Raw genomic sequence first — 13,019 nt, 5'->3', positions numbered from 1 at the left:
GACAATATAGACAGCTCTGCGTCACCCAAAGCCCTTTTCGGCAAATTTGCAAACCATTGGCAATGCGTGGCAACTAAATTGCAAATTGGCTAACCTCACCAGTGCGGCATGGCCTTTGCGCGACCTTCGATCTAAGAGTGAACCATGCAGTTCAGATCCACCTCCGCTGATCGTTCCCCTCCGACACTTGCGACACTGGTCCTGCTGTCCGGCCTTAGTGCGCTCAGCATGAACCTTTTCCTGCCCAGCCTGCCCTTCATGGCAGAGTATTTCCGGGCGGACTACAAGATCATGCAGTTGTCGATCGCGCTGTACCTGCTGGTCAATGCGGTGCTGCAGATCGTGATCGGACCGATCGCGGACAAGGCCGGTCGGCGGCCGGTGCTGCTGTGGGGGTTGGCGCTGTTTCTGCTGGCGACGCTTGGGTGCATCTATGCCCCGAATGTCGAGACCTTCCTGACCTTTCGCATGGCACAGGCGGTCATCGTGGTCGGCATCGTGCTCAGCCGGGCTGCAGTACGGGATATGTACGATCAGGATCAGGCCGCCTCGATGATCGGTTATGTCACCATGGGCATGGCCGTGGTCCCTATGATCGGGCCGGCCATCGGCGGCATTCTCGAAGAGAGTTTTGGCTGGAAAGCCAATTTCTGGTTGCCGTTCGGGCTAGCGGCGCTGGCGCTCGGGCTGACCTATCTGGATTTCGGGGAAACTTCGGCCAAAAGCGGAAAAACCCTGCTCCAGCAGTTCCGAGAGTATCCCGAACTGCTGATGTCGCCCCGCTTTTGGGGGTATTCGCTGTCCTCGGCATTCTCCTCGGGGGCGTTCTTTGCCTATCTGGGGGGCGCACCTTTTATCGGGTCGGAACTATTTGGCCTGACGGCAGCCCAGGTCGGCATCTATTTCGGCGCACCGGCGGTGGGCTATTTCTTCGGCAACTTCATCAGTGGGCGCTTCTCGGTCCGCTTTGGTGTCAACCGGATGGTGCGCTGGGGGTGCTGGCTGAATGCCATCGGGGTCGCCCTTTCGGCGGGCCTGTTCCTTTTGGACAAAGGCTCGGCGCTCAGCTTCTTCGGCTTCATGACCTTCGTAGGCCTCGGCAATGGCATGTCCATCCCGAACGCAACCGCCGGCGCCCTGTCGGTGCGCCCACACCTGGCGGCCACGGCCTCGGGGTTGAGCGGAGCGATCATGCTGGGCGGCGGGGCGGCACTCAGCGCGCTGGCTGGAGCCCTGCTGACGCATGAAACCGGCGCGATGCCTCTGCTTTGGCTGATGCTCGCCACCTCGGTCCTCGCCATCATCGCCATCAGTTCGGTCATCTGGCGCGAAAGGCAAATCGGCTTGTGAGAGACTTGCGAGACTCGCTTTGCAAAGTTAGGCTGACCAAGCAGAATAATTGCAAAGACACCCAATGGCCACTCAGAAACTCTATGCTGGCGCCAAGCTGCGCGAAATGCGCACACGCCTGACACTGACGCAAAAGGAATTCGCCGCCAAGCTGGGCGTGTCCCTGCCCTATCTGAACCAGATGGAGAACAACAATCGGCCGATCTCGACGACCGTCGTTCTGGCGCTGGCGCAGGAATTCGGCATGGACGTGACCGAGTTGAGCACCGGCGACAGCGAGCGTCTGGTCTCGGACATGCGCGAGGCGCTGGCCGATCCGGTCTTTGCCGATGCCACGCCACCGCTGGCCGATCTGCGCCTGACGGCCTCAAACGCCCCGGCCCTGGCGCGGGCCTTCATCGAACTGCACAGAGCCTACAGGCAGACCCACGAACGGCTGGCCTCGCTGGACGAAGCACTGGGCCGCGAGGACGCGCGCATTCAGGCCAGCCCGTGGGAGGAAGTTCGCGATTTCTTCCACTATTGCGACAACTACATCGATGCGGTGGACCGTGCCGCTGAACGCTTTGCCGCCCGTGCCGACGGGCCCGGCGGCATTCGGCAGGCCGCGCTGGAAAGCCTCGCAGAGCGCGGCATTCAGGTCACATTCGAGGATATCCGGGCCCTGCGCAGCTATGACGGTCAGACCAAGACCCTGCGCCTGTCATCGCGTGCGGCGCCGCAGACGCAGGTCTTTCAGTTGTTGCTTCAGGTCGCCCTGATCAGCCAGGACAAGTTGCTGGAGGCCACGTTGGATTTTGCCAAGTTCCAAAGCGACGAGGCCCGCGCAATCGCCAAGATCGGGCTGGCGAACTACTTTGCCGGCGCATCCCTGATGCCCTACGGCGCTTTTCTGAACGCTGCCAGGGACTATCGGCACGATCTGGAATTGCTCAGCAACAGGTTCGGCGCCTCGATCGAGCAGGTGGCCCACCGTTTGTCCACGCTGCAGCGTCCGGGCGCCAAGGGCATTCCGTTCTTCTTCGTGCGGGTCGATCAGGCGGGAACGATCACCAAGCGCCACTCGGCCACGCGGCTGCAATTTGCGCGGTTCGGCGGGGCCTGCCCGCTGTGGAACGTGCACCGGGCCTTCGAGACTCCGGGCCATTTCCTGCGGCAGCTGGCCGAAACGCCGGACGGGGTGCGCTATATCTCGCTGGCGCGGGACGTGTCGAAATCAGGGGGGTCCTTCGGCGCGCCGGTGCGGCGCTATGCCATCGCGCTGGGATGCGAGGTGCGCCACGCCGAGGCGTTGGTCTATGCCGATCATCTCGACATCAACAATGCCAGCGCCTATGAGCCGATCGGCATTTCCTGCCGGATCTGCGAACGCAAGACGTGCCACCAACGCTCGGTGCCGCCGCTGGAACGGCGCCTGACAATCGACGCGAACAGCCGCGGCACTCTGCCCTACGAGGTGACATGAAAATACGAGGGGCGGGTCGGTCACCCGCCCCGCGCGGTGTCAGGCCGTGGCCTTGGACAGGATCGCCCAAATCTCGTCCTTCAGCGCGGCGCGTTTCTTGCGCAACTCGGTTTCGGCCAGTTCCTCCATCGGTTCGATATTGGTTTCGGCGCGATGCACCGCCCGGTTGACCTCATGGTATTCATCCGCCAGTCGGGCGAAATGCGCGTCCGACTGTTTGAGCTGGCTCATCAACTTGACCTTGTCGGGAAATTCTTCGGCCAGTTCATGTGGCGTATGTGACATATGTTTTCGCTCCTTGTCTTGATATTGCCATCAACGTCTAAAGCCTCTGATCAGACTCATCTTTGACGCGGATCAAGATGCGGATTGTCGGGCAGACTTTTTCACTGCCGCGCAGCGCGCCATCCGGCCGCGCGCGCTTCTGCGGGTGAGCAGAACCAGCGTTCGCCCTTTGCCAGGCTGATCCTAGTGCGCGCATAATGCCTTTGTCCGGGCATGTGATAGATTCGCGCGCCCTTGGATGAAATGTTGCCCTTGATGTCGCAGCCCTTGCTGGCGACCTTGCGCTTTTGCCCGCGGTACAACCAAGGCGCCTGCACCGTTCCGGCGTGCAGGCCGACCCCCGCGGCGGCGGCACGGTTTTCGTCGGCGATGTAGTCAACCGAGTATTTTCGATAGGCGAAGGCCAGACCAGCCTGCACCAACATTGCGCCGGCATCGGCGCCCTGCACCGTGCAAGACGCGACGACCCGGCCATAGCGGTCGGTATCGCGCCGCATGCAGACCGCTTGCATGTCGCCGAAATTCTGCCGGACCACATGCGTGACCCAAGCGCCGCAAGACCAGATCGCTCCGCTTGGGTCCTCGCAGGTCTGGTCGAGTTCAGGCGCGTCGATCCCGTGCAGGCGGACACGCAAGCCGCCCACGTCCCACGTATCGGCATCAATGACCTTGATACGGCCCGTCAGCATGTCAGCGGCATTCGCAGTCGCAGCAAAAAGAACAAATGCTAAACAAATTCTTAACATGGGCACGATATGCCCGGCCGGTGCCGGACATTCAACCCATGCTGCTACGAAAGGTTAACGCTGCGCGGTCTGCCAGTTCGGGTGGATCCAAGGCCGGTCATTGGCCCGGGGCAGCGGGTCTTTGCCCAGCAAATGATCCGACATCTTTTCGCCCACCATGATCGACGGCGCGTTCAGGTTGCCGTTGGTAATCTGCGGAAAGATCGAGCTGTCCGCCACGCGCAGCCCATCCACCCCGATGACGCGGCCCTGCGGGTCGACGACCGCGTTCGGGTCGTCGGCCCGCCCCATGCGACAGGTGCCGCAGGGGTGATAGGCGCTCTCGGCATGTTCGGCGATGAAGGCGTTCAGTTCTTCGTCGGTCTGCACGTCAGCGCCGGGCTGGATCTCCTTGCCCGCATAAGGCTTGAACGCGTCCTGCCCGAAAATCTCGCGGGTCAGGCGGATGCAGGTGCGGAAATCCTCCCAGTCCTGCTCGGTGCTCATGTAGTTGAAGCGGATCACCGGCGCGTCCTCGGGCTTGGCCGAGCGCAGCGTCACCGCCCCGCGCGAGGGTGAGCGCATCGGCCCCACATGCGCCTGGAAGCCATGCCCCTCGGCTGCGGCCTTGCCGTCATAGCGTACCGCGATGGGCAAGAAGTGGTACTGGATATCCGGATACTCGACCCCTGGCCTCGAGCGGATGAACGCCGCGCTTTCAAATTGGTTCGACGCGCCAAGGCCGGTCTTGGTAAACAGCCATTGCGCCCCGATCAGGCCCTTGCCGAACAGGTTCCAGTACTTGTACAGCGTGATCGGCTGCAGCGAGGCCTGCTGGATATACAGTTCCAAGTGATCCTGCAGGTTCGCGCCCACGCCGGGCCGGTCGGCGACCACGTCGATGCCGTGCTCGGCAAGATGCGCAGCCGGTCCGATCCCCGACAGCATCAGAAGCTTGGGCGAGTTGATCGACGAGGCCGCCAGCACCACCTCGCGCCGGGCGCGCACGATCTGCGTGCGGCCACCACGGATCAGTTCGACCCCGGTTGCGCGGCCATCCTCGATCACCACGCGCGTGGCGAGGCCCCGTACGATATCGCAGTTCGGGCGTTTCAGCGCGGGCTTCAGATAGGCATTGGCCGCCGACCAGCGCCGCCCCTTCCAGACGGTCTGCTCCATCGGGCCGAAACCTTCCTGTTTCTCGCCGTTGTAGTCATCGGTCAGCTCGTAGCCAGCCTGCCGCCCGGCCTCGACGAAGGCCTTGAACAGAGGGTTCTTGCGCGGCCCCCGTGACACATGCAGCGGGCCGTCGCTGCCGCGCCATATCGGGTCACCGCCGTGACCGCCGTCGTGCCAGCTCTCCATCCGTTTGAAATAAGGCAGAACATCCGCAAAGGACCAGCCATCTGCGCCCATATCGGCCCAGGTATCAAAGTCGCGCGCATGGCCGCGCACATAGACCATCCCGTTGATCGAGGACGACCCTCCGATCACTTTGCCGCGCGGGCAGGCCAGCCGCCGGTTGTTCAGGTAGGGTTCGGGCTCGGACTGATAGCCCCAGTCATAGATCGACATGTTCATCGGATAGCTGAGCGCCGCCGGCATCTGAATGAACGGCCCGGCATCGGTGCCGCCATGCTCGATCACCAATACCGAGGCCCCCGCCTCGCTCAGACGATAGGCCATCGCACATCCGGCGGATCCGGCGCCGACGATGACGAAATCTGCTTCCATGGTCGTGTCTCCATTGGCCCCGACCGGTGGCGCGGGATGTCCCGTGCGTTGCCACCAGTGGGTTTTTCTTCAAATCTTGAAAGAGGTCATTCGCCGCGCGGAAAGCGCTGGCTTTCCTCGAGGTTGTCCAGATTCATGTGGTTGCGCATGTAGCGTTCCGACGCTTTCTGCAGCGGCTGGTAGTCCCACGGGTAATAGCCGCCCTGCCGCAGCGCCTCGTAAACCACCCAGCGGCGCGCCTGGCTGGCACGCACGTCGGCGTCGAACCGGTCCAGATCCCAGCGCGCCTCGGACTTGGCGCGCAAGGTCTGCAGCGTTCCGGCGTGTTCCGGTTTTTCGGCCAGGTTCTCCAACTCGTGCGGGTCGGCTTCGAGGTCGAAGAGCTGTTCGGGGTCCAGCGCGCAGCGATTGTATTTCCAATTGCCATAGCGCATCGACACCAGCGGGGCATATGAGGCCTCGGCGGCGTATTCCATCAGGACCGGCGCCGTCCGCTCGGTGCCATTGGCCAGCGGCACCAGGCTTTCGCCATCCGTCCACGGAGCGATCTCCGCCATGTCCACACCCGCCAGTTCGCCCAGCGTCGGGGCCACGTCGATCGTCGAAACCGGGGCGTCGATGCGGCCGGCCGGCAGGCCCGGCGCCGAGATCATCAGCGGCACCCGGGCCGAGCCTTCGTAGAAGTTCATCTTGAACCACAGGCCCCGCTCGCCCAGCATGTCGCCGTGGTCGGAGACGAAGAGGATGATCGCCTCTTGCCGGGTGGTCTCCAGAACCTCGAGGATCTCTCCGATCTTGTCGTCCAGATAGGTGATGTTGGCGAAATAGGCCCGGCGCGAGCTGCGGATATCCTCTTCGCTGATGTCGAAACTGCGCCAGTCATTGGCGTCGAATATGCGCTTGGCGTGCGGGTCCTGGTTGTCGTAGCCCAGATCCGGGACCTGCGGCAGCAGGTGCTCGCAATCCTCGTACAGGTCCCAGTACTTTCGCCGCGAAACATAGGGGTCATGCGGATGCGTGAAGCTGACGGTCACGCACCATGGACGGTCATCCTTGCCACGGGCCAAATCATACAGCTTGGCCTTGGCGTGATATGCGACCTCGTCGTCATACTCCATCTGGTTGGTGATCTCGGCCACGCCGGCCCCGGTGACCGAGCCCATGTTGTGGTACCACCAGTCGATGCGCTCGCCCGGTTTGCGGTAATCCGGGGTCCAGCCGAAATCGGCCGGATAGATGTCGGTGGTCAGGCGGTCCTCGAACCCGTGCAGTTGGTCGGGGCCAACGAAATGCATCTTGCCCGACAGGCAGGTGTAGTATCCCGCGCGGCGCAGGTGATGGGCATAGGTGGGGATGTCGCTGCGGAACTCGGCCGCGTTGTCATAGACCCCCGTGCGCGAGGGCAACTGGCCGGACATGAAGCTGGCCCGCCCCGGCGCACACAGCGGCGAGGCCGTATAGGCATTGGCAAACCGCGTTGACCGCTCCGCTAGTTTCTTGAGGTTGGGCGCGTGCAGCCAATCGGCGGGACCGTCGGGAAAGAGGGTTCCGTTCAGCTGATCCACCATCAGGATCAGAATGTTGGGTTGTGTCATTTTTCGGCCTCGAGCAAGGTCGTCAGGACGCGCATGGCGTGGGAAACGGCCAGTTGCGGTTCCTCGGGCGCGGAAAGAGCGGCGCGGATGTACAGACCGTCGATCAGGGCGATCATGTTCTCGGCCGCCTCGACCGGGTCCCTCATCAACGGGCGCAAAGCATGGATCAGGTTCGACCGGATCCGTGCCTGATAGATCTGCCACAGGCGCAGCGCGTCATCGTTGGTTTGAGCTAGGACGTAAAAAGTCATCCACGCGGCGATCACGTCGGGGGTAAAGCAGGACGGCGCAAAACAGGCGCGGATGATGGCTTGGGCGCGCTGGTCCGGCGGGGCGGATTTCAGCTCCGACCGGGCCTCGGCGCCGAAATCGCCCAGGATGCGGCGCATGGCGGCCAGGAATATCTGGTCTTTTCCGCCGAAATAGTGATGCGCCAACGCACTGGACATGCCGGCCCGCTTGGCAATCTGGCTGACGGTCACATCCAGCGATTTCTTCGCGCCCAACTCGGCGATCGTCGCCCTGACGATCGCATCGCGCCGGATCGGCTCCATTCCAAGCTTCGGCATACGCGCCCCCAACATGACCCATGTCGGAAAAACGCTAAGACCTTTTTATTGACTCGTCAATCAATAACGGGAAGGCGACCACCGTCAAAGCTTGGGCGCAAGGCTGGGCGGCGTCAAGCCGCTGCGGTTCAGCACGGCCTCGCGCCAAGTGATGAAACTGACCGCCCCCAGGATCAAGGTGCCGCCAGCGACCACCCAGATATCCACACCTTCGTGAAAGACCAGCGCGCCCAGCAGGGTGGCCCAGATCAACTGCAGGAAGGTGACCGGCTGAGTTACGGCGACGGGTGCGGCCTGCAGGGCCAGTGTCATGAAGTAATGCCCGGCCGTGGCAAAGCTGGCGATCAGGAACAGCACGCCGATGTCACGAAGGCTGGGCGGCGTCCAGACTGCGATCGCAAAAGGGATCAGGAAGATCGTCGTCCAGATCGACAGATGTGCCACCACGACCGAGGGCCGCACATCCCGCACCATCGCCTTGGCCAGCAGGTATGACCCCCCTAGCATCAGCGAGGTGCCCAGCATGGCCAGGTGGCCTGCGGAAATCTCGCGAAATCCCGGCCGCAGGATGATCGCGGCCCCGATGATGGCCACCAGCACGGCGGCGATGCGGCGAAAGGCCATGGTTTCGCCCAGAAAAAGCGCGGCACCCAGCGTCACATAGACCGGGGTAAGATAGTTCATGGCCGTCACCTCGGCCAGCGGGATGCGGGTCATGGCAAAGAACCACAGCATCACGCCCACCGCATGGATGGCGCCCCGGACCGAAAACAGCGTCAGGTTGCGGCGGTTCAGTCGGGTCGTCAGGATGGCCCGCGCGGCCGGCAGCAGGAACACGAGACCCAACGCATAGCGCAGGAAGGCGGCCTGGATCGGGTCCATCGTGGTGCCCAGCGATTTGACCAGGGCGGTCATCCCGACAAAGGACAGGCCGGCAGTGAACATCCAGAACATGCCGGCCAGGGGCCGGGATTGGGCGGCGAGAGCTGTCATGGATTTGGTTGAACACCGAAAGCCGCTGGGGAACAAGCCCTTACATCGCCACCAGTTTCCACGCGATGGCCAGCATCACCAACCCGATCAGCAGGTCCAGGACCTGCCACGCCCGCGGGCGGACGAAAATTGGCGAAAGCACCCGCGCCCCGTATCCCAACGAAAAGAAAAACACGAAGCTGGCCGACATCGCCCCCACCGCGAACCCCAGCCGGTCGGGATATTGTGCCGAGATCGACCCGATCAGCACCACCGTATCCAGATAGACATGCGGGTTCAGCCAGGTGAAGGCCAAAACCGTCAGCAGTGCCGCCCGCAGGCTGGTGCGCTGTCCCTCGGCCAGTTCCAGTGCCGCTCCGCCACGCCAGGCCGAAGCCAAGCTGCGCAGCCCGTACCACGTCAGAAACAGCGCACCGCCATAACGCATCATGGGCTCGAACCAGGGTGCGGCCTGCGCAAGGCTGCCAAAGCCCGCAACACCGGCGGCGATCAGGATCGCATCCGAGATGGCACAGGTCAGGCACAGGGCAAAGACGTGTTCGCGCCGCAGCCCCTGGCGCAGCACGAACGCGTTCTGCGCACCGATGGCCAGGATCAGGCTGAAGCCCAGCGCAAAGCCCGAAAACATGGATGCCGTCATGGAACCTCCTGTGTCGCAGGTGTTGACTACAGCGCGAGTGGCCTTTTATCAAATTAAAGATGCTAACTCTAAATTAGAACTTCTAATGGAAATCGACCGGAATCACCTGGCGGCGCTTGCGGCCATCCTGCGGCGGGGCAGCTTCGAGGCCGCGGCCGATGAACTGGGGGTCACCCCTTCGGCGATCTCGCAACGGATCAAGGCGCTGGAAGATCGGATCGGGCTGTCCCTGATCCGACGCGGAACTCCTTGCACGGGCACCGAGGCCGGGCAAAGACTGGCCAGACATGCCGAGGATATCGGTCTGCTCGAAGCGCAACTGCGGCGTGAGTTGGCCCTGGATGCAGGGCACGGCCCGGCCCGGGTCCGCATCGCCGTCCCGGCCGACAGCCTGTCGGCCTTTTTCATCGAGGCAATGGCGGCGGTGGACGGAATGCTGTTTGATTTGGAGATCGACGACCAGGACCACTCGGCCGAATGGCTGCGGCGCGGCGAAGTCAGCGCGGCTATCACGGTGGGCGGCCAGACAGTTCCCGGCTGCGCGGCAACCCCGTTGGGAGCGCTCAGGTACCTGCCCACGGCCAGCCCGGACTTCATCGCGCGCTGGTTCGCAGACGGTGTGACGCCGCACAGCCTCTCTCGCGCGCCTTGCCTGACCTTCAACCACAAGGACATGCTGCAAAGGGCATGGATCGAGACCCGGACCGGCAAGCGCCTGTCGCCACCGACCCATTTTCTGCCTTCGTCGAGCGGCTTCGTCACGGCGGCTGCCGCCGGTCTGGGTTGGGGAATGAACCCGGAACCTCTGGTACGGTCCGCCATTGCCGACGGCCGCCTGTGCGAGATCGAGCCGGACGCCCCGCTGGACGTGCCGCTGACCTGGCAGGTCGGGCGTATTTTGGCACCGGCGCTGACCCCGCTGACCCGCGCCGTGCAACAGGCCGCAAAGCAGGTTCTGAACTGAAAAACCCGGCCCAAGGGCCGGGTTTTCTGGCAACGTGATGCGGTGGCGTCAGAGCTGCGCCATCACCTCGTCAGAGGCTTCGAAATTGGTGGTGACGCGCTGCACGTCATCATCGTCTTCCAGCGCCTCGACCAGCTTCATCAGGCGCTGCATGTCCTCCAGCCCCAGCTCGGTCGTGGTGGTCGGCTTCCAGACCAACTTGGTCGATTCCGATTCACCCAACGTCGCTTCAAGTGCATTGGCGACTTCGTTCAGGTCGGTGTCGGCGCACCAGATGATGTGGCCGTCTTCCGAGCTTTCGACATCTTCTGCGCCGGCCTCGATGGCGGCTTCGAAGATGGTGTCGGCATCGCCAGCGGACGCCGGATATACCACCTCGCCCTTGCGCTCGAACATGAAGCCGACCGAGCCGGTCTCGCCCAGGTTGCCGCCGTTCTTGGCGAAGGTCGAGCGCACGTTCGACGCGGTGCGGTTCTTGTTGTCGGTCATGGTTTCGACGATGACCGCGACGCCGTTGGGGCCGTAGCCTTCATAGCGGATTTCCTCATAGGCCTCGGCATCGCCGCCGGTGGCCTTCTTGATCGCGCGTTCGATGTTGTCCTTGGGCATCGACTGCGATTTCGCTTCTTTCACGGCCAGACGCAGACGCGGGTTCTTTTCCGGATCGGGATCGCCCATCTTGGCGGCCACGGTTATCTCTTTCGACAGCTTGGAAAACAGCTTGGACCGCGCGGCGTCCTGGCGCCCCTTGCGGTGCTGGATGTTGGCCCATTTGGAATGGCCTGCCATGTTGCGTCCTCGTAATCGTGATTGGGTCTTCGGCGCACATATAGACGTTTGCGGGGCAAAGGATCAAGACACCCACTTGCCCGTCGGTCCGGCGCCGCTATGGTGGCCGAATGACAACGGATCAGATCATTCTCTTTGCACTGTTCATTACCGTATTCGGTCTGCTGTTGTGGGGCCGGTTCCGCTATGACCTCGTGGCCTTCGCCGCCTTGATGGTCGGCGTGATCCTGGGCGTTGTGCCGGTTGAAGGCGCCTTTGCCGGCTTCGGCCATCCGGCCACGATCATCGTGGCTCTGGTGCTTGTGGTCTCTGCCGGGCTGGTGCGGTCGGGGGCGGTGTTCCTGATCACCCGCACGCTGGTCGATGCCTCGCGGAGCCTGGGTGCGCATATCGCTCTGATGGGCGGGATCGGAGCCGTTCTGTCCGCCTTCATGAACAACGTGGCGGCGCTTGCGCTGTTGATGCCTGTCGATATTCAGACCGCGCGCAAAGCCGGGCGCCCCGTTGGTCTGTCGCTGATGCCGCTGAGCTTTGCCACCATTCTGGGCGGCATGGCCACATTGATCGGCACACCGCCCAACATCATCATCGCGTCAATCCGGCAGGAGACCCTGGGAGAGCCGTTCCAGATGTTTGATTTCGCCCCTGTTGGCGGGCTGGCGGCCATCGCAGGTCTGGCCTTCGTCGCCCTGATCGGCTGGCGGTTGATCCCAAACCGCGGCGAACAGACCGAGAGTTCGGAGACGCTGGCGGAGTACATCGCTGAACTGACGGTCCCGGCCGGGTCGCCTCATATCGGCAAGCGCGTCGCCGAGTTGGACGAGATGGCCGAGAAATCCGACGTCGCCATCATCGGCCTGATCCGGGACGGCAAACGTCGCTATGGCCGCGCGGCAAACACGATCCTTCAGGAAGGCGACGCGCTGGTGCTGGAAGCCAGCCCCGAGGCGCTGGATGAATTCCGCGCCGCGCTGAACCTGGATTTCTCGGATGCCCGCCGGCAAGAGCTGCTAACGGCTGCCGGCGACGGGTTGGAAGTTATCGAAGTCGTCGTACCCGAAAGCGCCCGCATCGCGGGTCGTACCGCACAGGGGTTGGGGCTGGCCTGGCGGCAGAACACGATCCTGATGGGCATTTCCCGCCAAGGTCGGCGCATCACCGAACAGGTCCGCAAGACCGAGGTGCAGCCGGGCGACATTCTGCTTCTGCTGTGCCCGCGCGACCGAGGCGCGGACGTGACCGAGTGGCTGGGCTGCCTGCCTCTGGCCCAACGCGGCCTGAACGTAACCGCCAATGACAAGGCATGGCTGGCCATCGGCCTGTTCGCCGCTGCCGTTCTGGCCGCCAGCATCGGGCTGATCTACCTGCCCATCGCGCTGGGGCTTGTGGTGATCGCCTATGTGCTGACCAAGATCATCCCGATCTCCGAGATCTACAATCAGATCGAGTGGCCGGTCGTGGTTCTGCTGGGCTCGATGATCCCGCTGGGCAGCGCGCTGGAAAGCTCGGGCGGGACGGAACTGATCGCGAATGCGCTGGTTCAACTGACCGAAGGCCTGCCGGCTTGGGCTATTCTGACGGTTTTGATGGTCGTGACCATGACGCTGTCGGACGTGCTGAACAACACCGCAACCGCCATCGTGGCCGCGCCGGTGGGCATCCAGATGGCGCGCACGCTCGAGGTTTCGCCCGATCCCTTCCTGATGACGGTGGCAGTGGCCGCCTCGGCGGCATTCCTCACACCGATCGGACACAAGAACAACACTCTGGTCCTAGGGCCCGGCGGCTATCACTTTGGCGACTATTGGCGCATGGGCCTGCCCCTGGAGATTCTGATCGTGGCGGTTTCGGTCCCGGCGATCCTTGTGTTCTGGCCGCTGTGAGGGCTTGCGTGACCGCCGGACCGCGCG

The 13,019-nt window shown here is 63.2% G+C and carries 12 protein-coding genes; 4 read left to right on the top strand and 8 right to left on the bottom strand.

All coding sequences use genetic code 11. The annotated features are described in order from the left end of the window. Nucleotides 1-144: 144 nt before the first annotated feature. Nucleotides 145-1,350 (top strand): multidrug effflux MFS transporter, encoded by a 1,206-nt coding sequence (locus AC2FME_RS05060; protein ID WP_496678733.1) that lies wholly within the window; start codon nucleotides 145-147, stop codon nucleotides 1,348-1,350. A gap of 64 nt (nucleotides 1,351-1,414) precedes the next feature. Beyond that, nucleotides 1,415-2,815 carry a helix-turn-helix domain-containing protein gene (locus AC2FME_RS05055; protein ID WP_496795673.1) on the top strand — a complete coding sequence of 467 codons (1,401 nt, stop codon included), beginning with the start codon at nucleotides 1,415-1,417 and terminating at the stop codon, nucleotides 2,813-2,815. A gap of 39 nt (nucleotides 2,816-2,854) precedes the next feature. On the opposite strand, the gene AC2FME_RS05050 is transcribed toward AC2FME_RS05055, so the two are convergent. From AC2FME_RS05050 to AC2FME_RS05020, 7 genes are all read right to left on the bottom strand, one after another. Further along, complete coding sequence (locus tag AC2FME_RS05050; RefSeq protein ID WP_496678730.1) at nucleotides 2,855-3,100, bottom strand: HP1242/YdcH family protein; 246 nt, start codon at nucleotides 3,098-3,100, stop codon at nucleotides 2,855-2,857. Nucleotides 3,101-3,201: 101 nt separating this feature from the next. Further along, a complete protein-coding gene (locus AC2FME_RS05045; protein ID WP_496799816.1) occupies nucleotides 3,202-3,846 on the bottom strand; it encodes a thermonuclease family protein in 645 nt (214 codons plus the stop codon). A 54-nt stretch (nucleotides 3,847-3,900) separates the two neighbouring features. Next, nucleotides 3,901-5,559 (bottom strand): choline dehydrogenase, encoded by a 1,659-nt coding sequence (gene betA, locus AC2FME_RS05040; RefSeq protein WP_496799815.1) that lies wholly within the window; start codon nucleotides 5,557-5,559, stop codon nucleotides 3,901-3,903. 86 nt (nucleotides 5,560-5,645) lie between these two features. Continuing rightward, on the bottom strand, nucleotides 5,646-7,154 hold the full coding sequence (gene betC / locus AC2FME_RS05035; RefSeq protein ID WP_496799814.1) for a choline-sulfatase: 1,509 nt from the start codon (nucleotides 7,152-7,154) through the stop codon (nucleotides 5,646-5,648). Further along, complete coding sequence (gene betI / locus AC2FME_RS05030; RefSeq protein WP_496678724.1) at nucleotides 7,151-7,723, bottom strand: choline-binding transcriptional repressor BetI; 573 nt, start codon at nucleotides 7,721-7,723, stop codon at nucleotides 7,151-7,153. Before betI ends, betC begins: the two co-directional genes overlap by 4 nt. Before the next feature lie 84 nt (nucleotides 7,724-7,807). Then, nucleotides 7,808-8,716, bottom strand: coding sequence for a DMT family transporter (locus tag AC2FME_RS05025; protein WP_496685883.1), 909 nt, complete (start codon nucleotides 8,714-8,716; stop codon nucleotides 7,808-7,810). A gap of 40 nt (nucleotides 8,717-8,756) precedes the next feature. After that, nucleotides 8,757-9,356, bottom strand: coding sequence for a LysE/ArgO family amino acid transporter (locus AC2FME_RS05020; protein ID WP_496678721.1), 600 nt, complete (start codon nucleotides 9,354-9,356; stop codon nucleotides 8,757-8,759). Between the two features lie 85 nt (nucleotides 9,357-9,441). Between AC2FME_RS05020 and AC2FME_RS05015 the strand changes: the two genes are divergently transcribed. After that, nucleotides 9,442-10,320, top strand: a complete 879-nt coding sequence (locus tag AC2FME_RS05015) for a LysR family transcriptional regulator ArgP (RefSeq protein ID WP_496799813.1) — start codon at nucleotides 9,442-9,444, stop codon at nucleotides 10,318-10,320. Nucleotides 10,321-10,368: 48 nt separating this feature from the next. Here the strand turns inward: AC2FME_RS05015 and AC2FME_RS05010 are convergent, their stop codons facing one another. Continuing rightward, nucleotides 10,369-11,109 carry a YebC/PmpR family DNA-binding transcriptional regulator gene (locus tag AC2FME_RS05010; RefSeq protein WP_496678717.1) on the bottom strand — a complete coding sequence of 247 codons (741 nt, stop codon included), beginning with the start codon at nucleotides 11,107-11,109 and terminating at the stop codon, nucleotides 10,369-10,371. Between the two features lie 110 nt (nucleotides 11,110-11,219). Between AC2FME_RS05010 and AC2FME_RS05005 the strand changes: the two genes are divergently transcribed. Then, on the top strand, nucleotides 11,220-12,992 hold the full coding sequence (locus AC2FME_RS05005; protein WP_496799812.1) for an SLC13 family permease: 1,773 nt from the start codon (nucleotides 11,220-11,222) through the stop codon (nucleotides 12,990-12,992). Nucleotides 12,993-13,019: the final 27 nt, after the last annotated feature.

This window comes from Ruegeria sp. BHSC026 (genome assembly GCF_059613065.1).
Note: the sequence above shows the minus strand (reverse complement) of the source record. Positions and strands in the feature narration are given on the sequence as shown.

What these genes read in the sequence shown, in the direction of transcription:
- AC2FME_RS05060 (WP_496678733.1), top strand. Translation starts at nt 145, where the DNA reads ATGCAGTTCAGATCCACCTCCGCTGATCGTTCCCCTCCGACACTTGCG.
- AC2FME_RS05055 (WP_496795673.1), top strand. Translation starts at nt 1,415, where the DNA reads ATGGCCACTCAGAAACTCTATGCTGGCGCCAAGCTGCGCGAAATGCGC.
- AC2FME_RS05050 (WP_496678730.1), bottom strand. Translation starts at nt 3,100, where the DNA reads ATGTCACATACGCCACATGAACTGGCCGAAGAATTTCCCGACAAGGTC.
- AC2FME_RS05045 (WP_496799816.1), bottom strand. Translation starts at nt 3,846, where the DNA reads ATGTTAAGAATTTGTTTAGCATTTGTTCTTTTTGCTGCGACTGCGAAT.
- betA (WP_496799815.1), bottom strand. Translation starts at nt 5,559, where the DNA reads ATGGAAGCAGATTTCGTCATCGTCGGCGCCGGATCCGCCGGATGTGCG.
- betC (WP_496799814.1), bottom strand. Translation starts at nt 7,154, where the DNA reads ATGACACAACCCAACATTCTGATCCTGATGGTGGATCAGCTGAACGGA.
- betI (WP_496678724.1), bottom strand. Translation starts at nt 7,723, where the DNA reads ATGCCGAAGCTTGGAATGGAGCCGATCCGGCGCGATGCGATCGTCAGG.
- AC2FME_RS05025 (WP_496685883.1), bottom strand. Translation starts at nt 8,716, where the DNA reads ATGACAGCTCTCGCCGCCCAATCCCGGCCCCTGGCCGGCATGTTCTGG.
- AC2FME_RS05020 (WP_496678721.1), bottom strand. Translation starts at nt 9,356, where the DNA reads ATGACGGCATCCATGTTTTCGGGCTTTGCGCTGGGCTTCAGCCTGATC.
- AC2FME_RS05015 (WP_496799813.1), top strand. Translation starts at nt 9,442, where the DNA reads ATGGAAATCGACCGGAATCACCTGGCGGCGCTTGCGGCCATCCTGCGG.
- AC2FME_RS05010 (WP_496678717.1), bottom strand. Translation starts at nt 11,109, where the DNA reads ATGGCAGGCCATTCCAAATGGGCCAACATCCAGCACCGCAAGGGGCGC.
- AC2FME_RS05005 (WP_496799812.1), top strand. Translation starts at nt 11,220, where the DNA reads ATGACAACGGATCAGATCATTCTCTTTGCACTGTTCATTACCGTATTC.